Annotated in this window: 19 protein-coding genes; 11 read left to right on the top strand and 8 right to left on the bottom strand. The window is 70.9% G+C overall.

Features of this window, described 5'->3' with window-relative positions; all coding sequences use genetic code 11:
- Complete coding sequence (locus ABD327_RS34325) at window positions 1-459, top strand: peroxiredoxin (protein ID WP_344457240.1); 459 nt, start codon at window positions 1-3, stop codon at window positions 457-459.
- Here ABD327_RS34325 and ABD327_RS34320 read toward each other — a convergent pair.
- Together ABD327_RS34320 and ABD327_RS34315 are read right to left on the bottom strand one after the other, a co-directional pair.
- The gene (locus ABD327_RS34320) at window positions 447-2000 is read right to left on the bottom strand and encodes a coiled-coil domain-containing protein (protein ID WP_344457237.1); all 1554 of its coding nucleotides are present in this window, start codon (window positions 1998-2000) and stop codon (window positions 447-449) included. The genes ABD327_RS34325 and ABD327_RS34320 overlap by 13 nt on opposite strands.
- A gap of 123 nt (window positions 2001-2123) precedes the next feature.
- Window positions 2124-2816, bottom strand: a complete 693-nt coding sequence (locus ABD327_RS34315; protein WP_344457235.1) for a (2Fe-2S)-binding protein — start codon at window positions 2814-2816, stop codon at window positions 2124-2126.
- Window positions 2817-2919: 103 nt separating this feature from the next.
- Here ABD327_RS34315 and ABD327_RS34310 point away from each other — a divergent pair, with 103 nt between their 5' ends.
- Window positions 2920-3714: an ABC transporter ATP-binding protein gene (locus tag ABD327_RS34310; RefSeq protein WP_344457232.1), complete on the top strand. Its 795-nt coding sequence runs from the start codon at window positions 2920-2922 to the stop codon at window positions 3712-3714.
- Here the strand turns inward: ABD327_RS34310 and ABD327_RS34305 are convergent.
- Window positions 3698-4405 (bottom strand): TetR/AcrR family transcriptional regulator, encoded by a 708-nt coding sequence (locus ABD327_RS34305; RefSeq protein ID WP_344457230.1) that lies wholly within the window; start codon window positions 4403-4405, stop codon window positions 3698-3700. The two genes, ABD327_RS34310 and ABD327_RS34305, sit on opposite strands and share 17 nt — an antisense overlap.
- Window positions 4406-4519: 114 nt before the next feature.
- Here ABD327_RS34305 and ABD327_RS34300 point away from each other — a divergent pair, with 114 nt between their 5' ends.
- Both ABD327_RS34300 and ABD327_RS34295 read left to right on the top strand, forming a co-directional pair.
- A complete protein-coding gene (locus tag ABD327_RS34300; RefSeq protein WP_344457228.1) occupies window positions 4520-4954 on the top strand; it encodes a nitroreductase/quinone reductase family protein in 435 nt (144 codons plus the stop codon).
- 59 nt (window positions 4955-5013) lie between these two features.
- Window positions 5014-6564, top strand: a complete 1551-nt coding sequence (locus ABD327_RS34295; protein ID WP_344457226.1) for a long-chain-fatty-acid--CoA ligase — start codon at window positions 5014-5016, stop codon at window positions 6562-6564.
- Window positions 6565-6579: 15 nt separating this feature from the next.
- On the opposite strand, the gene ABD327_RS34290 is transcribed toward ABD327_RS34295, so the two are convergent.
- Window positions 6580-7392, bottom strand: coding sequence for a class I SAM-dependent methyltransferase (locus tag ABD327_RS34290; protein ID WP_344457223.1), 813 nt, complete (start codon window positions 7390-7392; stop codon window positions 6580-6582).
- A gap of 219 nt (window positions 7393-7611) precedes the next feature.
- On the opposite strand from ABD327_RS34290, the gene ABD327_RS34285 reads away from it, so the two are divergent.
- Together ABD327_RS34285 and ABD327_RS34280 are read left to right on the top strand one after the other, a co-directional pair.
- Window positions 7612-8163 (top strand): RICIN domain-containing protein, encoded by a 552-nt coding sequence (locus ABD327_RS34285; protein WP_344457220.1) that lies wholly within the window; start codon window positions 7612-7614, stop codon window positions 8161-8163.
- Between the two features lie 75 nt (window positions 8164-8238).
- Window positions 8239-8637, top strand: a complete 399-nt coding sequence (locus ABD327_RS34280) for a hypothetical protein (protein WP_344457218.1) — start codon at window positions 8239-8241, stop codon at window positions 8635-8637.
- A gap of 118 nt (window positions 8638-8755) precedes the next feature.
- Here ABD327_RS34280 and ABD327_RS34275 read toward each other — a convergent pair whose 3' ends face one another.
- Window positions 8756-9583 (bottom strand): 1-aminocyclopropane-1-carboxylate deaminase/D-cysteine desulfhydrase, encoded by an 828-nt coding sequence (locus tag ABD327_RS34275; protein WP_344457216.1) that lies wholly within the window; start codon window positions 9581-9583, stop codon window positions 8756-8758.
- A gap of 92 nt (window positions 9584-9675) precedes the next feature.
- Here ABD327_RS34275 and ABD327_RS34270 point away from each other — a divergent pair, with 92 nt between their 5' ends.
- The 5 genes from ABD327_RS34270 (at window position 9676) to narI (ending at window position 17888) form a co-directional block, all read left to right on the top strand.
- Window positions 9676-10899 carry an MFS transporter gene (locus ABD327_RS34270; protein WP_344457214.1) on the top strand — a complete coding sequence of 408 codons (1224 nt, stop codon included), beginning with the start codon at window positions 9676-9678 and terminating at the stop codon, window positions 10897-10899.
- Between the two features lie 86 nt (window positions 10900-10985).
- Window positions 10986-14702 carry a nitrate reductase subunit alpha gene (locus ABD327_RS34265; RefSeq protein ID WP_425547282.1) on the top strand — a complete coding sequence of 1239 codons (3717 nt, stop codon included), beginning with the start codon at window positions 10986-10988 and terminating at the stop codon, window positions 14700-14702.
- Complete coding sequence (gene narH / locus ABD327_RS34260; protein WP_344457210.1) at window positions 14702-16426, top strand: nitrate reductase subunit beta; 1725 nt, start codon at window positions 14702-14704, stop codon at window positions 16424-16426. Before ABD327_RS34265 ends, narH begins: the two co-directional genes overlap by 1 nt.
- Entirely contained in the window at window positions 16423-17124 is a 702-nt protein-coding gene (gene narJ / locus ABD327_RS34255; RefSeq protein WP_344457208.1) for a nitrate reductase molybdenum cofactor assembly chaperone, read from the top strand. Before narH ends, narJ begins: the two co-directional genes overlap by 4 nt.
- Window positions 17121-17888, top strand: a complete 768-nt coding sequence (narI, locus tag ABD327_RS34250; RefSeq protein WP_344457206.1) for a respiratory nitrate reductase subunit gamma — start codon at window positions 17121-17123, stop codon at window positions 17886-17888. Before narJ ends, narI begins: the two co-directional genes overlap by 4 nt.
- A gap of 7 nt (window positions 17889-17895) precedes the next feature.
- On the opposite strand, the gene ABD327_RS34245 is transcribed toward narI, so the two are convergent.
- The 3 genes from ABD327_RS34245 to ABD327_RS34235 are packed head-to-tail and all read right to left on the bottom strand — an operon-like array spanning window position 17896 to window position 21654.
- Complete coding sequence (locus ABD327_RS34245; protein WP_344457204.1) at window positions 17896-18963, bottom strand: threonine aldolase family protein; 1068 nt, start codon at window positions 18961-18963, stop codon at window positions 17896-17898.
- Window positions 18947-19567 (bottom strand): SDR family NAD(P)-dependent oxidoreductase, encoded by a 621-nt coding sequence (locus tag ABD327_RS34240; protein WP_344457201.1) that lies wholly within the window; start codon window positions 19565-19567, stop codon window positions 18947-18949. The genes ABD327_RS34245 and ABD327_RS34240 overlap by 17 nt, the downstream gene beginning before the upstream one ends.
- A complete protein-coding gene (locus tag ABD327_RS34235; protein WP_344457199.1) occupies window positions 19564-21654 on the bottom strand; it encodes a DUF6421 family protein in 2091 nt (696 codons plus the stop codon). Before ABD327_RS34235 ends, ABD327_RS34240 begins: the two co-directional genes overlap by 4 nt.
- Window positions 21655-21729 lie beyond the last annotated feature (75 nt).

Here is a 21729-nt window from a genome sequence, read left to right as displayed (position 1 = left end):
ATGAAACCTGGAGATGTGGCCGAGGACTTCGAGCTGTCCGACGAGACCGGGACCGTGCGCAAGCTGAGTGAACTGCTGGCCGACGGGCCCGTGGTGCTGTTCTTCTATCCGGCGGCGTTCACCCCCGGCTGCACCGCCGAGGCGTGCCACTTCCGCGACATCGTGGGCGAGTTCCGCGCGCTGGGAGGACAGCCCGTCGGGATCAGCGGGGACAGCGTGGAGCGCCAGGCGGAGTTCAGCGGCAAGTACTCGCTGGGCTACCCCCTGCTGGCCGACCCCGACGGCAAGGTCAGGGACCTGTTCGGGGTGACGCGCGGGCTGGCGCTGGCCCCCACCAGGAGGATCACCTACGTGATCGACACCGACCGCAAGGTGCTCGAAGTGGTCAAGAGCGAGATCCGCATGAACGTGCACGCGGACCGCGCCCTGGAGGCGCTGCGCCGCCGTCAGGCCGTCTGAGTCCGGCTGCTCAGGTCGCGGAAGCGCGGCTCGGGCAGCAGGCGCAGGCCCGTCGCGGCGGCGGCCGGATCGCTGAGGAAGCGCTCGGTGTCGAAGCGGCGGGTCTCGGCGACGGTGAGGACCCCGCACAGCAGGGCGCCCTGCACCCGCACCATGACCAGCGGGCCGATCTGGGCGAAGGCCTGCTCGCACGCCTGGAGTTCGACGGCGAGGGCGTGCAGGGCCTCGTTCCGCGGGTCGGCGCCCACCGCCCGCAGGTCGCCCAGCAGGGCCAGGAAGTCGCGGCGCAGGCGCGCGGTGTTCTTGCCCGCGAGGTAGTACTGGGTGTGCCAGGGGGAGGCGCCCGCCGGCACCTGCATGCGCACCCGCAGATCCATCGCGTCCACGAAGTTCTCGTAGGCCTTGGTCAGCACCTCGTGGGAGGCGGGGGTCGCGCCGACCAGCCCGCCCCGGACGGTCGTGGGCTCGGGGTCGGCGGCGTGGTGCCCGGCGAGCTGGTCCTCGACCGCGTCGAGCGCCTGGGCCAGGTCCCGGTAGCGCTCGAGGTCCCGGTCGCGTTCGGCGTCCAGCTCGTCCATCCGCTCCAGCGCCAGGTCGGTCTGGGCGCGCAGCGCCACCAGCTCGGCCCGGATGAGCTCCTGCGCCGTCGGGTCGCCGAGCTGGTCGAGCCGTCCTGACAGCTCGCGCTGCTCGGAGACGCCGACCTCTTCGGCGGTGCGCAGCTCCTCCAGGGCGGTGTCGACCCGCTGCGTCTGCTCCTCCCTGACCTTGCGCAGCTCTTCCAGGGCGTCGGCCAGCCGCGCGGAGTGCTCCTCGCGGCCCTGCCGCAGCTCGTCGAGCGCCTCGGTGAACCGGGTGTCCTGCTCCTCCCGCTCCCGCCGCAGGTCGGTGGAGACGGCGGTGAACCGCGCCTCGTGCTCCTCCCTGGCCAGCTGCAGCTCGGCGAGGGCCTGGTCGAAACGTTCGCCCTGCTCGCCGAGGTCGAGGCGGATGCCGGCCAGCACGTCCTCGTACCGCAGGGTGCGCTCCTCCAGGGAGGCCAGCGCCGTGGTGTGGCGGGTGTCCTGTTCGCGGTGCTCGGCGCGCAGTTCGGCGGCGAGCGATTCGGCCAGGGAGCCCTGCTCCTCCCGCTCCCGGCGCAGCGCGCTGATCGCCGCCTCCAGGTGGGTGATCTGGTTGTCGCGGGTGCGGCGCAGCTCGAGGAGGGTGCTCTCCAGCCGGCTGGACTGCTCCTCCACCCGGCTCACGTAACCGGCCAGCTCGTCGTAGCGGCGCAGCGCGGAGTCCAGTTCCTCCTGCGCGTGCCCGAGTTCGGCGGTGCGCTTGGTGAGCCGGGTCAGGTCCGCGGCCTCGGGACGCCCGGCGAGGTCGGCGCGCAGCTCGTGCAGTTCCGACAGCGCGGTCTCGAGCCGTTCGGCGAGCTCGGTCCCCGAGGCGCGCAGATCGGAGAGTGCGGCCGTGTCGCGTCTCGTCCGGCCGAAGGCCAGGTAGAGCTCAGCACCGGCGACCGCCAGGCACGCGACGACCAACACCACCGTCATGGCACTCCTCAGGGTTTGTTCCTATGACGATAAGCCCTGAAAAGCTCACGGGGTACTGTCTTTCGGGCATGCCAAAAGATCTCTTTTCCGGAGAATCGAGGAGATCTTCTTGCGGGCCTCCCTTCAGTTGAGGCAGCAGGTGGCGCACGCCTCGGCGTCGGGCAGGGTGGCCCACAGGCAGCAGGTGCGGCGGCGGGCCGGGTTCAGCTCCATCAGGCCCGAGACGGGCGCTCCGGCCAGGGCCAGGAGCGCGGCGGCGTCGGGCGTCCCCGGCAGCAGTTCGGCGAAGACCGACAGCGGGTGGGTGAGGGACTCGGCGACCGATCCCCACAGGTTGCGCCGCCCGGCCCGCGCCGTCTTGGCGAGCGCGTCGATGAGCGGGGTGTGCAGGTCGAGCAGGGTGGCGCGCACGTCGGTGGCGGGGACGAGGTCGCGCGTCCCGACGACGAAGCGCGGCTCCCCGGACAGCCGCTGGACGAGGGTGTTGTCCGCGGTCAGCGCCGGGAAGAAGCCGTTGAGGGCCCAGCCGAGGGCGATGGGGGCGGTGGACCAGTAGGAGAAGCCCTTCCACCACAGGGTCGCCGCCACGTGCCGCGGGGCGTTCCACTGGGCCGCGGTCTCCTCGATCAGCTCGCCGAGCACGGTGTAGGGCGCGGTCGCCAGCTCGCGGACGGTCATGCCCTCGTCGAGGCGCAGTCCCGGGGCGATGCTCGGGATGCCGCCGGTGGCGGAGGCCGCTTCGATCAGGGAGATCAGCGGAAGTAGGGTGGGATCGGTGCCGGAGGGGGAGTACGGGCCGACTTCGGTCGCGGTCATGCTGCTCCCCGAGGGTGAGAGGGCTTGCAAATTAGGTAAGCCTTGCCTAATTTATTGCCCAGGTGTTTGTCAACTCACACCCGATCCCCAGGGAAGGCCCCACATGCTGAAGACCGCCGCCAGGCTGAGTGCCGAGGGGCTCCGGCTGGCCTACGACGGCCGGGTCGTCGTCGACGGGCTCGACCTGGAGGTCCCCGACGGGAAGGTCACCGCGGTCATCGGCCCGAACGGCTGCGGCAAGTCCACCACGCTGCGCGCGCTCGGCCGGCTGCTGCGCCCGCGCGAGGGGGCGGTGCTGCTGGACGGCAGGCGCATCGAGAAGCTGCCGACCAAGGAGGTCGCCCGGGCGCTGGGCGTGCTCCCGCAGTCCCCGGTGGCCCCGGGCGGGCTGACCGTCGGCGAGCTGGCGGCACGGGGCCGCCACCCCCACCAGAGCTGGTACCGCCCCTGGTCGGAGCAGGACGAGGAGGCCGTCACCGCCGCCCTCGCCCGCACCGGGCTGCTGGACCTGCGCGAGCGCCCGGTGGAGGAGCTGTCCGGCGGCCAGCGCCAGCGGGCCTGGATCGCGATGGTGCTGGCGCAGGGCACCGACCTCCTGCTGCTCGACGAGCCGACGACCTACCTCGACCTCGCCCACCAGATCGACGTGCTCGACCTGGTCCGCGAGCTCAACGGCGACGGCCACACCATCGTCATGGTGCTGCACGACCTGAACCTGGCGGCCCGCTACTGCGACCACCTCGTGGCCATGCGCGACGGCCGGGTCGCGGCGCAGGGCGCCCCCGCCGAGGTGCTCACCTCCGAGCTGGTCCGCGAGGTCTTCGGCCTCGAGGCCCAGATCATCACCGACCCGTCCGCGGGCACCCCGCTGGTGATCCCGCTCAGCCGCCTGCGCTGAGCGGTCGGGGCCGGCGCAGGCCGAGGAAGTCCGCCATCTGGGCGGTGGCGTGCCGGAAGAACGGCCCGGCGGGATCGGCGCTGTTGGCGAACTGGCCGAAGAGCTCGAAGCCGACCAGGCCGAACAGCTGCGACCACGCCATGAGCAGCCGGGTGATCTCCTCGGGGCGCAGGTCCAGGCCGGCGGCCTCGGCGACCGCCCGCATCTGCCCGTCGAGCTCGGCCTCCAGCGGGCCGGGGAAGGCGGGCCGCAGCGGCCGTCCGGCGAGGAGGATCTCGGCGCACCGGCGGACGATCCTGGTTCCTGGGTCCAGGGTCTCGGCCGGGGCCTTGTAGCCGGGAACGGGAGTGCCGTAGAGCAGCGCGTACTCGTGCGGGTGGGCCATGGCCCACTCCCGTACCGCCGCGCACACCAGCATCCAGCGCTCGCGCGGTGCGGCCTCCGGCCGGTCGGCCTTCTCCGCCGCGTCTCCCAGCGCGTTGTAGGCGTCCAGGATGAGGGCGGTCAGCAGCTCGTCCCGGCTGGGGAAGTAGCGGTAGATCGCGGAGGAGGCCATGCCCAGCGCGCGGGCCACCGACCTCAGCGACAGCTGGGCCGAGCCCACCTCGGCGAGCTGTCTCCTGGCCTCCCGCTTGATCTCCAGGGTCAGTTCGGCGCGGGCCCTCTCCCGGGCGGTGCGGATCGCGTTCATGGCCCCAGTGTGCCAGAGCGCCACACCAAAAAGAGAGCACCGCTCTTGCCTTCACTCTTGTGGGGGTGTTCAATGTTCTCAAGCGAGAGCAGTGATCACAAAGGAGAACATGGAATGCGTTACGTCGAGGCGGGCCGGACGGGAAACGTCTTCAACAGCTTCGTCGGCTGGCTGACCGGCAGGGGCGTGAGTCTCTGGGGCGCCAACCTGGTCGCCGTCCGGGGCCGTAAGAGCGGGGAGTGGCGCACCAACCCGGTCAACCCCCTGACCGTGGACGGCGAGCGCTACCTCGTCGCCCCGCGCGGGCACACCCAGTGGGTGCGCAACCTGCGCGCCGCCGGAGGCCACGGGGAACTGCGCCTGGGGCGGAAGTCGACGCCGTTCGGCGCGGTCGAGCTGGCGGACGAGGAGAAGCCGGACATCCTGCGCGCCTACCTCAAGCGCTGGAAGTTCGAGGTCGGGATCTTCTTCGACGGGCTCGACCACACCTCCTCCGACGAGGAGCTGCTGCGCGTCGCCGAGGGCTACCCCGTCTTCCGGCTCTCCTGATGGGTGGGACGCGGGGCGCCGGGCGGCGGGCCGCTGCGGCATGATGCCGGACCGTGGGCATGAAGGACGCTGAGGACATCACACGTCATACCGGGGACGACGGGGACGAGCCGGAGTTCCGGGTGGTCTCGGTGGTGCGACGGCACGGCAGGGAACGTCCGGAGGCTCCCGCGCTGACGGGCGACGGGCGCACCGTCTCCTACGGCGAGCTGGACGCCCGCTCCAGCCGGGCCGCGCGGCTCCTGCTGGCCGAGGGCGTCCGGGCCGGAGACAGGGTCGCCTACGTCGGCAAGAACGCCCCCGAGTACTTCGACCTGCTCTTCGGAGCCGCCAAGCTCGGCGCGGTCACCGTCCCGGTGAACTGGCGGCTGACCGCCGAGGAGATCGAGGCGATCCTCGCGGACGCGGGCGCCGTCCTCACCCTGGCGGACCGGGAGGCCGGCCCGTTCCAGGCCCCCGGACGGCTGCTGCGCACCGGCCCGGAGTTCGAGGACGGGCTCGCCGCGCACGAGGCGTCCGACCCCGGCTTCACCGGGACCCCCGACGACATCGTGGCCCAGCTCTACACCTCCGGGACGACCGGCGTCCCCAAGGGCGTGCCGCTGAGCAACCGCAACTTCTCCGTCGGGGAGCGAAGGGCGTCCTCCTGGCTGCTGGACGAGCACTCGGTGAACCTGGTCGCCTCTCCGGTCTTCCACGTCGGGGGGACGGGCTGGGCGCTCACCGGGCTGCACGCCGGCTGCCACCACATCGTCGTCCGGGATGTCCGCGCCGCCGAGCTGGCGGAACTGTTCGAACGCCACCGGATCACCAACGGCTTCGTCGTCCCCGCGGTGCTCCAGGCGATGTGCGACCTGCCGGAGCGCCACGACTACTCGGCGGTCCGCGCCATCGGCTACGGTGCGGCCCCCATCACCACCGGGCTGCTGCGGCGGGTGAAGGAGGTCATCGGCGCCCCGCTCTACCAGGTGTACGGCATGACCGAGACGACCGGGACGATGGTGCAGCTCGATCCGGCCGACCACGAGCGGGAGGACCTGCTGCGCTCGGCCGGCCGCCCCTTCCCCTGGGTGGAGCTGAAAATCGCCGATCCGGAGACCGGACGGGAGCTGCCGCCGGGGGAGACCGGCGAGGTGTGGGTGCGTTCGGACCAGAACACGCGCGGCTACTGGAACCGCCCGGAGGAGACCGCGCGGCTGCTCACCCCGGACGGCTGGCTGCGCACCGGGGACGCCGGCCATGTGGGCGCCGAAGGGCACCTCTTCCTCACCGACCGCATCAAGGACATGATCGTCACCGGCGGGGAGAACGTGTACCCGGTGGAGGTCGAGGAGGTGCTGGCCCGGCACCCGGGGATCGCCGACGTGGCGGTCGTCGGGGTGCCCGACCCGCGCTGGGGCGAGAGCGTCCTGGCCGTCGTGGTGCCCGTCGGCCCCGGCGGACCGACGGAGGAGGACGTCCTGGAGTACGGCAGGCGCCACCTCGCCGGGTTCAAGCGCCCCCGCGCGGTGGTCTTCTTGGACGAACTGCCCCGCAACCCCGGCGGCAAAGTGCTGAAGAGGGACCTGCGCGCCCCTTACTGGGAGGCCGAGGGCCGCTCCATCGGCTGACCCCCGGCTCCCGGGTCAGGCCTTGGACGCCCGGATCGAGTACATCATCGGGATCCGGGGCGCGCCCTCGGGCCGCCGATAGAGCCCGTCCGTCCCGGCCTCGAGGTCGTGGTACCGGGGGAAGATCGTGTTCTCGTGCTCGTGCAGGAACTCGACGCGCAGCCCCGCTCCGGCGATGGCCGACACCACGCTCCCGAGCGTGTGCTCCCAGAACACCGCGACGTTGTTCCGCGTCTCCGCTCCACGGTCCGCGTACGTGCCGGGCTCGTCCCAGACCTTGGCGCCCTCGTCGAAGTAGTCGTGGGTGATGGTGGTGCCCGTCTCGTCGTCCAGGATCTCGGTGAAGGGGTGGAATTCCGAGAGGTAGAGGAAGCCGCCGGGCTTCAGCAGATCCGAGACGACGCGTGCCCAGCGGGGCAGATCCGGCAGCCAGGTCAACGCGCCGAACCCGGTGTAGACGATGTCGAAGGTCCGGCCCTCGAACGCGGTGACGGCCTCGTAGGCGTCGGCCTGGACGAACTCGGCTTCGACTCCCAGTTCGGCGGCGAGCCCGCGGGCGGCCTCCACTGCGGGCCCGGAGAAGTCCAGGCCGCTCACCCGTGCCCCGTGCGCCGCCCAGGACAGGGTGTCCTGCCCGAAGTGGCACTGCAGGTGGACGAGGCTCCGGCCGGCGACCTCGCCGATCTCGGCTACCTCGAACTCCCGCAGGACGTTTCGTTTCTTACGGAATCCAGGCAGATCGTAGAACGATCCCGCCAGATGGATGGGTACCCGTTCGTTCCAGTTGGCCAGGTTGACTTCCCGCCAACGCCCGATGACATCGTCCATGAGGCTCGACCCTAGCGCGGATTGTCCCTTATGGAAACAATTGTCGGCAAATGCCCCTAAGGTCGAGCAGAAAAGGTGGTAATAGTCTAATTACTCCCTTCGGTGGTGGCGGGTGCGGCAAAACATCCTTTATCTCGGTGAATTGGCGATTGATGTTAATCTGCGAATCGTGGGCAGAAAGGAAGACGACGTGTCTTCGGCCCTTTTACGGAAAGGCAAATGATGAACACCCTCAAGCGAACTCGGCGGTTCCTCGTGCCGGTCATTCTGGGTTCGGCCCTGACGGCCACCGCCATGCCCGCGTTCGCCTCGTCCGGCGAGGCCGCCCTCAACCAGCCGAGGCGCGGCCCGGTGGAGATCGTCAACGCCCAGACGGGCAAGTGCCTGACGATCGCGGGCGGCAGGAGCACCGAGAACAACGTCGTGGCGGTGCAGTTCGACTGCGACGACGACCGTTCGCGCACCTGGAGGCTGCGGGAGAGCCGCCGGGGCTACCAGATCATGAACCGGCAGACGCGCAAGTGCCTGACGATCGCGGGCGGCAGGAGCACCGAGAACAACGTCAGGGCCCTGCAGTTCGACTGCGACAACGACCGTTCGCGCTACTGGTCGATCTACAGGTCGGGCCGCGGGACCTACAAGATCAGGAACAAGCAGACGGGCAAGTGCCTGACGATCGCGGGCGGCAGGAGCACCGAGAACAACGTCGAGGCGCTCCAGTTCCGGTGCGACGACGACCGTTCGCGCCGCTGGCTCATCAGGCGGGCCTGACCCCGGCGCGGGGACCGGGTGGGGCGGGACCCCGGTCCCTGGGCGGCGGGTCCGGCCGGGCGCGATCATCGGTGCATGCGACTCCTCTCCCGTGTGATCATGTTCGTGTCGGCGCTGGCGCTCGGCCTGGGCCTGGCCGCGCCCGCCCAGGCCGCTCCCGCCAAGAAGACCGTCAAGGTGGTGGCGACCAGCCTGAGCGGAAAGCGCATCTACCTGGAGCACCATGTCTCCTACTGCGTGAAGAAGAACAACTGCGAGCCCTCGGCCAAGGACGGCACCAGCAAGGTCGCGAAATACACGCAGACCGTGAAGGTGCGCCGCAAGCACGGGGTGTGGATCAACACCGTGGCGCTAAAGCCGCACCGTATCCGTGTCTATGTGAACGGCAGACTGGTCCACACGGAGAAGGCCAAGTGGTACGCCCAGAACAACTCCGGCTTCTACATCACGGACCACACGTACTTCAACCGGTGAGGGAGCGGCGCGTGGTGACCACGGTCCGTCGGGGGAAGGACCATGGTCCCTAAAGGGGGATCCGAATGAACGCGATCATCGGTGCATGCGATGCCTAACCCGCAGGAATCGAACGGCGCTAGCCGGTGATCACCGCGACGATCCGGATACCCGGTGGGAACTCCCCCCGCCGGATCATGGCGTACAGGCCGCAGAGCATCTTTCCCGTGTAGACCCGGTCGAGCCGGACGCCGTGACGGTCCTCGAAGTCCGCCGCGAAGGCGTCGAGCTCGGGCGTACGGCGGGCGTAGCCGCCGAAATGGAACTCCGTCTGGACGGACCAGGCGGAGTTCTCGCGCCCGTACTCCCGTTGCAGGCGCGCCGTCTCGTCCCGCAGGAACCCACCGCCCTTGAGCACCGCGAAACCCAGCGCCCGCGCGCCCTCGCGCATTCCCAGGGCCAGCCCCGCGAGCGTGCCGCCGGTGCCGACGGGGCAGCACAGCACGTCGTAGGGCTCGGTGATCTCCTCCGCGAGCTCGATGCAACCTCGGACGGCCAGGGCGTTGGAACCGCCTTCCGGCAGCACGTAGAACCGTCCGGGAGGCACCGGCTTGTCGCGGTAGGCGGTGCGGGAGACGTACTCCAGCCGCATGCCTTGAGCCGTCGCGAAGGCCAGGACGGGATTGAGGGGCAGATGCTCCTCGCCGCGGATGACGCCGACCGTCCGGAACCCGAAGATGCTCCCGGCCACGGCCGTCGCCCGGATGTGGTTGGAGTAGGCGCCGCCGAACGTCAGCAGGGTGTCGTGCCCCTGTTCGGCCGCGGCCGCGAGGTTGTACTTGAGTTTGCGCCACTTGTTGCCCGGTACTTCCGGGTGGATGAGGTCGTCCCGTTTGAGAAGCAGCCGGACGTCCCCGAGTCGCTCGTCGGAGATCTCGACCAGGGGAGAGGGCAGCAGGAGCTCCACCTGCCCCAGCCTATCCGCGGCCGTGGTTTTCCCCGGCGGATGATCGGGGATCAAGCCCTGTACCAGGGGGAACACCGGACGGACGTGGTGCTGTGAGCGCGGTGAGCGGGGAGAACGGCCGTCCGGCGGGCCGGCCGGTGCTGATGCTGGTGATCGCCACGGTGGGCTTCGGGGTGAACTTCTGGGCCTGGGCCCTGCTCAGCCCGCTGGGTCCCCGTTTCAAGGAGGTCCTGGGGCTGAGCGCGCTGCAGCAGGCGCTCCTGGTGGCCGTCCCGGTCGTGGTCGGCTCGGTGGGGCGCATCCCGGTGGGCGCGCTGACCGACAGGTTCGGCGGCCGGACGATGTTCCCGCTGGTCTCGCTGGTGACGATCGCCCCGGTGCTGTACCTGGGACTGAGCGGCAACGAGTCGTTCGCCGGACTGCTGGTGGGCGGGTTCTTCCTCGGGGTGGGCGGCACGGTCTTCGCGGTGGGCGTCCCGTTCGTCAACGCGTGGTTCCCGCCCGAACGGCGGGGGCTGGCGATCGGGGTGTTCGGCGTGGGGATGGGCGGCACCGCGATCAGCGCGCTCACCACGGTGCAGTTGGTTGACATGTCTGGCATGTCCACTCCGTTCCTGGTGACCGCCGTGCTGCTGGCGGTCTACGCCGCGATCGCCTACCTGGTGCTGCGGGAGGCCCCCGGCCGCCGCGCCCCCACGGGTTCCTTCCTGCGGAACCTGGCCGCGACGGTCCGGCTGCCGGTGACGTGGCAGGCGTCCGCGCTGTACGCCATCGCCTTCGGCGGATACGTGGCGTTCTCGGTGTACCTGCCGACCTACCTGCGCACCGAGTACGGGCTCACCCAGACGGACGCGGCCAACCGGATGGCGGGATTCGTGGTGCTGGCGGTGCTGATGCGCCCGCTGGGCGGCTGGCTGTCCGACCGGCTCGGGGCGGTGCGGGTCCTGGGCGTCAGCCTGGCCGTCGTGACCGCGGGAGCCGTGCTCCAGTCCTTCACCCCCTCACTCATGCCGCTGGGCACCGTCGCCTTCCTGTCGATGGCCGCGGCACTGGGCGCGGGGAGCGGCGCGGTGTTCGCGCTGGTGGCGCTGCTGGCCCCGCAGGACAGGGTCGGCTCGGTCACCGGGGTGGTGGGCGCCGCCGGAGGGCTCGGCGGCTTCGTCCCGCCCCTGGTGATGGGGGCGATCTACAGCGCCTACGGCGGCTACGCCCTCGGCCTGGTGCTGCTGGCCCTCGTCGCCGCGGCGGGAACGGCCTTCACCGTCACCGGGGTGCGGCGGGAAGTGGAGCGGCGCGCGGCCTCCGAGGCCGCCTAGAACGTGTCTTCGCGCCCGTGCGCATGCCGATGAGCAGGACCCACGACGGAGAGGACGTCTTCCGAGACGTCCGGGGAAGGCGGATGATGAGCACCGAGACCGGAGCTCCGGCCGAGCGGCCCGGACTGGACGGCCCGTTGGCCCGGGCGCTGGTGGGGACCCGCAGGTTCTTCACCCGCGCGGAGGTCTCAGAGGACCAGCGGACGATGTACGAGACGGGCGGCCGGCAGGCCGACGCCTTCTACCGCGACCGCTGGTCGCACGACAAGGTCGTGCGCTCCACCCACGGGGTGAACTGCACGGGCTCCTGTTCGTGGAAGGTGTACGTCAAGGACGGCATCATCACCTGGGAGGCCCAGCAGACCGACTACCCGTCGGTGGGTCCCGACCGTCCCGAGTACGAGCCCCGCGGCTGCCCGCGCGGCGCGGCGTTCTCCTGGTACACCTACTCGCCGACCCGGGTGCGCTACCCGTACGTGCGCGGCGTGCTGCTGGAGATGTACCGGGAGGCGAAGGCCAGGACGGGCGACCCGGTGGCGGCCTGGGCGGAGATCGTCTCCGATCCGGAGAAGGCCCGCCGCTACAAGTCGGCGCGCGGCAAGGGCGGCCTGGTGCGGTCCACCTGGGACGAGGCCGTGGAACTGGTCGCCGCCTCCTACGTGCACACCATCAAGGAGTTCGGCCCCGACAGGGTCGCCGGGTTCTCGCCGATCCCCGCGATGTCGATGGTCTCGCACGCCGCGGGCTCCCGGTTCACGTCCCTGATCGGCGGCTCCATGCTGTCGTTCTACGACTGGTACGCCGACCTGCCGGTCGCCTCGCCCCAGGTGTTCGGCGACCAGACGGACGTGCCGGAGTCGGGGGACTGGTGGGACGCCTCCTACCTGATCATGTGGGGCTCCAACCTGCCGGTGACCCGCACGCCCGACGCGCACTGGATGGCCGAGGCCCGCTACCGGGGCCAGAAGGTCGTGGCCGTCGCGCCCGACTACGCCGACAACGTCAAGTTCGCCGACGAATGGCTGCCCGCCAGGCCCGGCACCGACGGCGCGCTCGCGATGGCGATGGGCCACGTGGTCCTCAAGGAGTTCTTCGTCGACCGGCAGGTCCCCTACTTCACCGACTACGTCAAGCGCTACAGCGACCTGCCGTTCCTGGTCCGGCTCGAGCCGAACGCCGCGGGCGACGCCCACACCCCGGTCAAGTTCCTCACCGCGGCCGACCTGCCGGGCGCCGAGGCGCAGGCGGAGAACGCCGCGTTCAAGACCGTCCTGCTGGACTCCGCGACGGGAAGGCCGCTGGTCCCCAACGGCTCGCTCGGCTTCCGGTACGGCGAGTCCGGCGCCGGCAAGTGGAACCTGGACCTCGGAGACGCCGACCCCCTGCTGAGCGCGGCCGGAGAGGCGGGAGAAGCCGTGGAGGTCGACCTTCCGCGCTTCGACACCCTCGACGGCTCCCCGGGCACCCTGCGGCGCGGCGTGCCGGTGCGCCGGATCGGCGGCCACCTCGTCACGACCGTCTACGACCTGACCCTCGCCCAGTACGGGGTGCGCCGGGACGGCCTGCCAGGCCGCTGGCCCACCGGCTACGACGACGCCGAGGAGCCCTGCACGCCCGCCTGGCAGGAGACCTTCACCGGCGTCCCGGCACAGGCGGCGGCCCGCATCGGCCGCGAGTTCGCCGCCAACGCCGAGGAGTCCCGCGGCCGCTCGATGATCATCATGGGCGCGGGCACCAACCACTGGTTCCACTCCGACACCATCTACCGCGCCTTCCTGGCCCTGACCACGCTGACCGGCTGCCAGGGCGTGAACGGCGGCGGCTGGGCCCACTACGTCGGCCAGGAGAAGTGCCGGCCGGTGACCGGCTGGGCGCAGCTGGCGGGCGCCCTCGACTGGTCGCGCCCGCCCCGCCAGATGATCCAGACGGCCTACTGGTACCTGCACACCGACCAGTTCCGCTACGACCGATTCAGCGCCGGCGCCCTGTCCGCGGCCACCTCCGGCGGGACGCTGTCGGGCCGCACGGTCGCCGACGTCATCGCCCAGTCGGCCCGCATGGGCTGGATGCCCTCCCATCCCACGTTCGACCGCAACCCGCTGGACCTCGCCGACGACGCCGAGGCCGCGGGCGCGCCGATCGGGGAGTACGTGGTCGAGGAACTGAAGGCCGGGCGGTTGAAGTTCGCCTGCCAGGACCCGGACGCCCCCGAGAACTTCCCCCGGGTGCTGACCATCTGGCGGGCCAACCTGCTCGGCTCCTCCGCCAAGGGCGACGAGTACTTCCTCAAGCACCTGCTGGGCACCGACTCCAACCTCCGCGCCGAGGAGACCCCGCCCGAGCTGCGTCCCAAGGACGTCGTCTGGCGGGAGGAGGCGCCGACCGGCAAGCTCGACCTGCTGCTCACCCTGGACTTCCGGATGACCAGCACCACCGTCTACTCCGACGTCGTGCTGCCCGCCGCGACCTGGTACGAGAAGCACGACCTCAACACCACCGACATGCACCCGTTCATCCACGCCTTCAGCCCCGCCATCTCCCCGCCGTGGCAGACCCGCACGGACTGGGACGCCTTCCAGACCATCGGCGCGGCGTTCAGCAGGCTCGCCGCCGTCCACCTCGGGGTGCGCAAGGACGTCGTCGCGGTGCCGCTGCTGCACGACACCCCCGACGAGATGGCCAACCCTCACGGCGTGGTCGCCGACTGGGCGGCGGGGGAGTGCGAGCCCGTCCCCGGCGCGACGATGCCCAAGCTCGTCGTGGTGGAGCGCGACTACGGGGCGGTCTCGGCGAAGATGTCCTCGATCGGGCCGCTGGCGGACAAGCTGGGAGCGACGACCAAGGGCGTCACATTCGAGCTGGAACGCGAGCTGGAGTACCTGCACGGCAAGAACGGCACCGTCCGGAGCGGCCCCGCGGCCGGACGCCCCTCGCTGCGCAGCGACGTCCACGCCTGCGAGATGATCCTCGCCTTCTCGGGCACCACCAACGGACACCTGGCCACCCAGGGCTTCCGGACGCTGGAGCGGCGCACCGGCACCCGGCTGGCGGACCTCGCGGCCGAGCACGAGGGCAAGCAGATCACCTTCGCCGACACCCAGGCCAGGCCCGTCCCGGTCATCACCTCGCCGGAGTGGTCGGGCTCGGAGACGGGCGGCCGCCGCTACTCGCCCTTCACCGTCAACGTGGAGCGCCTCAAACCCTGGCACACCCTGACGGGGCGCCAGCACTTCTTCCTCGACCACGACTGGATGACCGAGCTGGGCGAGCAGCTCCCGGTGTTCCGGCCGCCGCTGAACATGCACCAGCTGTTCGGCGAGCCGCGCCTGGGCGAGAACGGCGAGCTGGGCATCAGCCTCCGGTACCTGACCCCGCACAACAAGTGGTCCATCCACTCCGAGTACCAGGACAACCTGTTCATGCTGTCGCTGTCGCGCGGCGGCCCGCTGATCTGGATGAGCGACGTGGACGCCGCCAAGATCGGGGTGTCGGACAACGACTGGATCGAGGCGGTCAATCGCAACGGCGTCGTGGCGGCCCGCGCCATCGTCTCGCACCGGATGCCCGAGGGCACCGTCTACATGCACCACGCGCAGGACCGCCTCATCGACGTCCCCCTCACCGAGACCACGGGGCGGCGCGGAGGGATCCACAACTCGCTGACCAGGCTGCTGATCAAGCCCAGCCACCTCATCGGCGGCTACGCCCAGCTGTCGTTCGCCTTCAACTACCTCGGTCCGACCGGCAACCAGCGCGACGAGGTCACCGTGATCCGCCGCCGCTCCCAGGAGGTGACGTACTGATGCGGGTCATGGCTCAGATGGCGATGGTGATGAACCTCGACAAGTGCATCGGCTGCCACACGTGTTCGGTCACCTGCAAGCAGGCGTGGACCAACCGCAGCGGCGTCGAGTACGTCTGGTTCAACAACGTCGAGACCCGGCCGGGGCAGGGGTATCCCCGCCGTTACGAGGACCAGGAGGCCTGGCGCGGCGGCTGGACGCTCAACAAGCGCGGAAGGCTGGCGCTCAAGGCCGGCGGGCGGCTGCGCAAGCTGCTCACGATCTTCTCCAACCCCAAGATGCCGTCCCTGGACGACTACTACCAGCCCTGGACGTACGACTACGAGACGCTCACCAGCGCGCCCCTGCAGGAGCACACGCCCGTCGCCCGCCCCAAGTCGCTGATCACCGGCGAGGACATGAAGATCTCCTGGTCGGCGAACTGGGACGACAACCTGGGAGGCATGCCTCAGTACGGAGCGCAGGATCCGGTGCTGGCCGAGCTCGCCAAGGTCTCCGAGAAGGTGAAACTGGAGTTCGACAAGACCTTCATGTTCTACCTGCCGCGCATCTGCGAGCACTGCCTCAATCCCAGTTGCGCGGCCTCCTGCCCGTCCGGAGCGATCTACAAGCGCACCGAGGACGGCATCGTCCTGGTCGACCAGGACCGGTGCAGGGGCTGGCGGATGTGCGTCACGGGCTGCCCGTACAAGAAGGTCTACTTCAACCACCGCACCGGCAAGGCCGAGAAGTGCACCTTCTGCTTCCCCCGCGTCGAGGTCGGCATCCCGACGGTCTGCTCGGAGACGTGCGTGGGGCGGCTGCGCTACATCGGCCTGATGCTCTACGACGCGGACAAGGTGCTGGCCGCCGCCTCCGTGCCCGAGGACACCGACCTGTACGAGGCGCAGCGCGAGGTGTTCCTCGACCCCGACGACCCGGCCGTCGCGGCCGCCGCAGAGCGGGCCGGCATTCCCCGGGACTGGGTGGAGGCCGCCCGGCGCTCGCCCGTCCACGCCCTGATCAACCGGTTCAAGGTGGCGCTGCCGCTGCATCCGGAGTACCGGACGATGCCGATGGTCTGGTACATCCCGCCCCTGTCACCGGTCGTGGACGTGGTGCGCGACACCGGCCACGACGCCGAGGACGACGGCAACCTGTTCGCGGCGATCGACGCCCTGCGCATCCCCGTCGAGTACCTCGCCGAGCTGTTCACCGCGGGGGACACCGCCCCCGTCGACTCCGTCCTGCGGCGGCTGGCGGCCATGCGCTCCTACATGCGGGACCTGAACCTCGGCCGCGACGCCGACGAGGCGATCCCCGCCCGGGTCGGCATGACCGGCGAGGACATCTACGACATGTACCGACTGCTGGCGCTCGCCAAGTACGACGAGCGGTACGTCATCCCGACCGCCCACGCCGAGCAGGCCCACAAGCTCGAAGAGCTCGCCACCGAGTGCAGCCTGGACTACGAGGGCGGCCCCGGCATGGGCGGCGGGCCGTTCGGCGAGGCGTCCGGGGGAGCCCCGCCGATCGCGGTGGAGAACTTCCACATGCTCCAGCAGCGGCAGACGTCCGACCGCTCCACCGACCCGGCCGACAAGAGCCGCCGCGTCAACCTCCTCAACTGGGACGGAAAGGGCACCCCGTCGGGGCTCTTCCCCGAACGGACCGACGCCCCCGGCCCCGGGGACACCAACCCGCCCGCCGACTCCGGCGCGGCCGAGACGGAGGCCAAGCCGTGAGAACCGCGAAGAGAGCGCAGAACCGAGCGCTCGACGACGCCGACCGCGTCATCGCCTGGCAGGCGGCCTCCCTGCTGCTCGGCTACCCCGACGAGCGCCTCCTGGAACGGCGTCCGCTGCTGCGGCGCGTCGCCTCCGAACTGCCCGCCGCCGTGGGCGGACCGCTGGGGCGCATCCTCGACCACCTCGACGCCACCCCGCCGCCGGAGCTGGCCGCCGAGTACGTCGCCACGTTCGACCACCGCAAGCGCTGCTGCCTCTACCTGACGTACTACGCCCACGGCGACACCCGCGAGCGGGGCAGGGCGCTCCTGCGGTTCAAGACCGCCTACCGCGAGGCCGGGCTCGTCCTGGAGGACGGGGAGCTGCCCGACCACCTCTCGGTCGTCCTGGAGTTCGCCGCCACCGGCGACCCGGAGACGGGCCGGCGGCTGCTGACCGAGCACCGGGCGGGGCTCGAGCTGCTCCGGCTGGCGCTGACCGACGCGGCCTCCCCGTGGGGGGCGGTGCTCGAGGCGGTCTCGGCGACGCTGCCGCCGCTGGCCGGGAACGACCGCGAGGCCGTCTTCCGCCTGGCCGCCGAGGGGCCGCCCGAGGAGGAGGTCGGCATGGAGCCCTACGGCGGTCCCGTTCTGCTGCCCGAACCCAAGATCCGGACGGGTGCCGGGCCCGCCGTCCGACGAGGAGCACGAGCATGACCGCGTACCTCGCCGCTCCCGAGGCGGCCGACCCCGGCGTCTGGGACATCCTGCTGTGGGTGGTCCTGCCCTACCTCACCATCGCGGTGTTCGTCCTGGGGCACGTCTGGCGCTACCGCTACGACAAGTTCGGCTGGACGACCCGCTCCTCGCAGCTGTACGAGCACCGCCTGCTGCGCGTCGGCAGCCCGCTGTTCCACTTCGGCATCCTGGTCGTGCTGCTCGGCCACGTCGGCGGCCTGCTCATCCCGGAGAGCTGGACGGACGCCGTCGGCGTCAGCGAGCACGCCTACCACGTCATCGCCGTCGTGCTCGGGACGATCGCGGGGTTCTGCACCCTCGTGGGCCTGGTGATCCTCATCTACCGGCGGCGCACCGTCGGCCCGGTCTTCTCCGCCACCACCCGCAACGACAAGCTCATGTACCTCTTCCTCACGACGGTGATCCTGCTCGGCCTGGCGGCCACCGTCGTGGCCAATGTCATCGACGGCGGCTACAACTACCGGCAGACCGTCTCGCCCTGGTTCCGGTCGGTGTACCTGCTCCAGCCGGACCCGCAACTGATGATGGGCGTGCCGCTGCTGTTCCAGCTGCACGCCCTCAGCGCCCTGAGCCTGTTCATCATCTGGCCCTTCACCCGGCTGGTGCACATGCTCACCGCGCCCGTCGGCTACCTGACCAGGCCTTACATCGTCTACCGCAGCCGCGACGAGCAGCTGGGAACCAGGGCTCCCCGCAGGGGGTGGGAAAGCACCAGCCGCTGACGGGGCCTCAGCCGGTGAGGTCCGCCGCGATGGCGGCCGCGAAGGCGTCCACGTCCTCCTCCGTGGTGTCGAAGGCGGTCATCCAGCGGACCTCGCCGGTGCTGAAGTCCCAGGTGTAGAAGCGGAAGCGCTTCTGCAGCCGCTCGGTGACGTCCTTCGGCAGGATCGCGAAGACCGCGTTGGCCTGGACGGGACGGGTGATCTCCAGTCTCGGCAGGCCCTGGACGGCCGCGGCGAGCCGGGCCGCCATGGCGTTGGCGTGCCGGGCGTTGCGCAGCCACAGGTCGCCCTCCAGCAGCGCGAGGAGCTGGGCGGAGACGAACCGCATCTTGGACGCCAGCTGCATGGCGGACTTGCGCAGGTACTTGATCGAAGGCGCGAGCTCCGGGTTCAGCACGACCACGGCCTCGCCGAGCATCAGGCCGTTCTTCGTGCCGCCGAACGACAGCACGTCCACGCCCGCGTCGGTGGTGAACTTTTGCATGGGGACGTCCAGCGCCGCGGCGGCGTTGGCGATGCGCGAGCCGTCCATGTGCACCAGCATGCCGCGCTCGTGCGCGTGGTCGGCCAGCGCGCGGATCTGCCCGGGCTCGTACAGGGTGCCCAGCTCGGTGCTCTGCGTCAGGGACACCACGTGCGGCTGTGCGCGGTGCTCGTCGCCCCAGCCCCAGGCCTGGCGGTCCACCAGCTCGGGGGTGAGCCTGCCGTCGGGGGTGGGCACGGTCAGCAGCTTGATGCCGGCGACCTTCTCGGGGGCGCCGCACTCGTCGACGTTGATGTGCGCGGTCTCGGCGGCGACCACCGCCGACCAGCGCCCGGTCATGGCCGACAGGCCCACGACGTTGGCGCCGGTGCCGTTGAACACGGGGAAGGCCTGCGCGTCCGGGCCGAAGTGGCTCCGGAAGACCTCCTGGAGCCGGGCGGTGTAGACGTCGTCGCCGTAGGAGACCTGGTGCCCGCCGTTGGCGGCGGCCAGCGCGGCCAGCGCCTCGGGGTGGATCCCGGCGTAGTTGTCGCTGGCGAAGCCGCGGCTGGAGGGGTCGTGCAGTTCGAGCGGTTCAGCTGGTGAGGTCAAGACGGATTCCGTTCAGTTCGGACGCGGGCCGATCCCACAGCCCGGCGATCTTCGAGGCGAGTTCTTCCACCGGCGTCCAGCCGGGCCGCGGCTCCCCGGTGGCCAGGGCCTTCACCACCAGGATCACGGCGGCGCTCCCGGTACCGGAGAAGGAGTCGGCGAGCGCCAGGACCCAGGCCTCCGAGGCGGCCTTGGCGGCGGCGTAGGCGGCGTTGCCCTGGGAGGGGCGGCGCACGCCCGTCTGGGAGACGACGGCGACGCGGGCGCCGTCGGCGAACTCCAGGGCCAGGGTGGTGTGCTGGAGGGTGCGGATCAGCATGTCGTGGAGGAACTCCCAGTCCTCCAGCCGCGTCTCGGCGAAGGTCTTGCCTCCCCGCCAGCCGCCGACCAGATGCACCAGCCCGTCCACCGGCCCGAGCTCGGCGGCGAGCCCCCGCACGGCGTCGAGGTCCAGCAGGTCGACCTCCCGCCCGACGACGTTCGGGTGGTCCCACGCCGTGGCCCGTACGTCCAGGGCGACGACCCGGTGCCCCGCCCCGGCCAGTGCCCGTACGGCGGAAGGGCCGGCCGCGCCGCCCGCCCCCGCCACCACGATCGTCTTCACGCCGCTCTGATCCCCTTCGTAGAATCGATGACGTCCCCCAGCCGTTTGGCGAGGGCCTCGTAGAACATGCTGAGCGGGAACTCGTCCGGCAGCACGGCGTCCACCCACGCCTTCGGAGGCTCCCCGGCGGGGAGCTCCCGCACACCCGCGGCCCACCGGGACGCCGGGTGCGGCTCGACGTAGCGGGAGACCAGCGCGTGGGCGGCCAGCCAGTGGGCGAGCTTGGGGCGGTCGATGCCCTCGCGGTACAGCGCCTCGACCTCCTCGCACAGGGCGACGACGGCCTCGGGCAGGTGCTCCCAGTCGATCGTCAGCCGGTTGTCGGACCAGCGGACCACCTGGCGCTGGTGCAGGTGGGCGAACAGCAGCTGCCCGCCCAGGCCATCGTAGTTGCGCACCCGGGGGCCGGTGATCGGGAACCGGAACAGCCGGTCGAAGAGGATCGCGTACTGCAGGAGCCGGGCGTGCGGCACGTCCGTCAGCAGGGTCGCCTCGCGGAAGGTGTTGAGGTCACAGCGCAGCTCCTCCAGCGAGTAGATCCAGTACGGCATCCGCTGCTTGATCATGAACGGGTCGAACGGCAGCTCGCCGTGGCTGTGCGTGCGGTCGTGGACGAGGTCCCACAGCGTGAAGGTGTCCTGGGCCAGCCGCTGGGAGGCCAGGAGCCGGGCGGCGTCCGGGGGCAGCGCCAGGCACAGGGTGTCGGCGGCGGCACGGCTGACCCGGCGGAACCGGGCGGCCTCCCGGTCGCAGAAGATCCCGCCCCAGGTGAAGCGCGCGGGCGCCTCGCGGACCGCGACGGTCTCGGGGAACAGCACCGCGGAATTGGTGTCGTAGCCGGAGGTGAAGTCGGTGAAGGCCAGCGGCACGAACATCGGATTGTCGTACCGCGAGGCCTCCAGCCCGGCCAGCCAGTCCGGCCAGACGACCCGGCAGAGCACGGCCTCCAGGTTCCGGTCGGGGTTCCCGTTCTGGGTGTACATCGGGAAGACGACCAGGTGCTCCAGCCCGTCCTCGCGCCGCAGCTGCGGCTGGAAGGCCAGCAGGGAGCGCAGGAAGTCGGGGACGCCCAGCCCCTCGCCGGACCAGCGGCGCAGGTCGTCGGCGACGGCGGCCAGGTACCCGGCGTCGTGGGGGAACAGGGGCGCCAGCTCCTCCACGCAGGCGACGATCCGGTCGATGAGCCCGCCGGCCCGGTCGCGCCCGTCCTCCCGGACGGAGCCGTCCTTGTCCTGCAGGAGGCGCAGCTGCTCGACCGTCTCCTTCAGCTCGGTCCAGGCGGGGTGGGCCAGGGCGGGGGAGGAGAGGGGGGCCTTCGCGGAGCCGCGGGACTCGCGGGGCGCGCCCGCGGCCCAGGTGACGATGTTCCGCCACAGCACGGCGTGGTCGTGCTCGCCGATCGAGTCGTCGCCGAAGAGGTCGGAGTCGGCGAACACCGCCACGCGGCCCTCGCCGGCGGGCACCGCGACGGCCAGGGGCGCCCCTGAGGGGTCGGCGCTCGAGGAGGAGCGCAGCAGTACCGAGCCGCCTTCGGGGACGTCCAGGGCCCCCGCCCGGTAGAAGCAAACGTTCCGGACGCCTGCCAGAGGGTCCTCGGACCCGTCCTGTGCCTGCGGTTCGCCCATCACCCAGTGCGCGACCTCCCGGTGGTTGCTCCGGGGGTCCTGGACCGTCACGTTCCGAACCCCGATCCCGAACCGGGCCAGCAGCTCGTCCAGGTTGGCCCCGTACTTGTCCTGCTCGCACTCGGCCATGACGACCAGCCCGCCGCCGGAGCGCACGAACGCCTCGACCGCGTCCAGCTCCTCGGCGGTGAACCGGGGCTCGCCCAATCCGGTGGTGCGCTCCCAGCGGTCCTCGGAGGGATGCGCGATCACCAGGACGTCCTGACCGTCGAGAGCGCCGCCGGTGAGCGGACCCCCGGTGTGGGCGTCGATCCGGTGTCCGGCTTCGCGCAGCAGTTCGGCGGCCCGGAGGTACCCCGCGTCGGAGGGGTGCCCCGGGTTCATGGTCCGCACCTGCTCGGGCCGGATGCTCCAGGACTCCCGATGCGCCTCGTCGAACAGCACGCTCGCAAAGCCTTCCACGGCATACCTCCCGAAATAGTGCTAGATCAGAGAAAAATTTATGGCAAAAAGCCTAACATTCGAAAGGTTATTCTG

The organism is Actinocorallia aurantiaca (assembly GCF_039533685.1).
GTDB classification, from domain to species: Bacteria; Actinomycetota; Actinomycetes; order Streptosporangiales; family Streptosporangiaceae; genus Actinocorallia; species Actinocorallia aurantiaca.
This window is presented reverse-complemented; position numbering and strand designations above follow the sequence as displayed.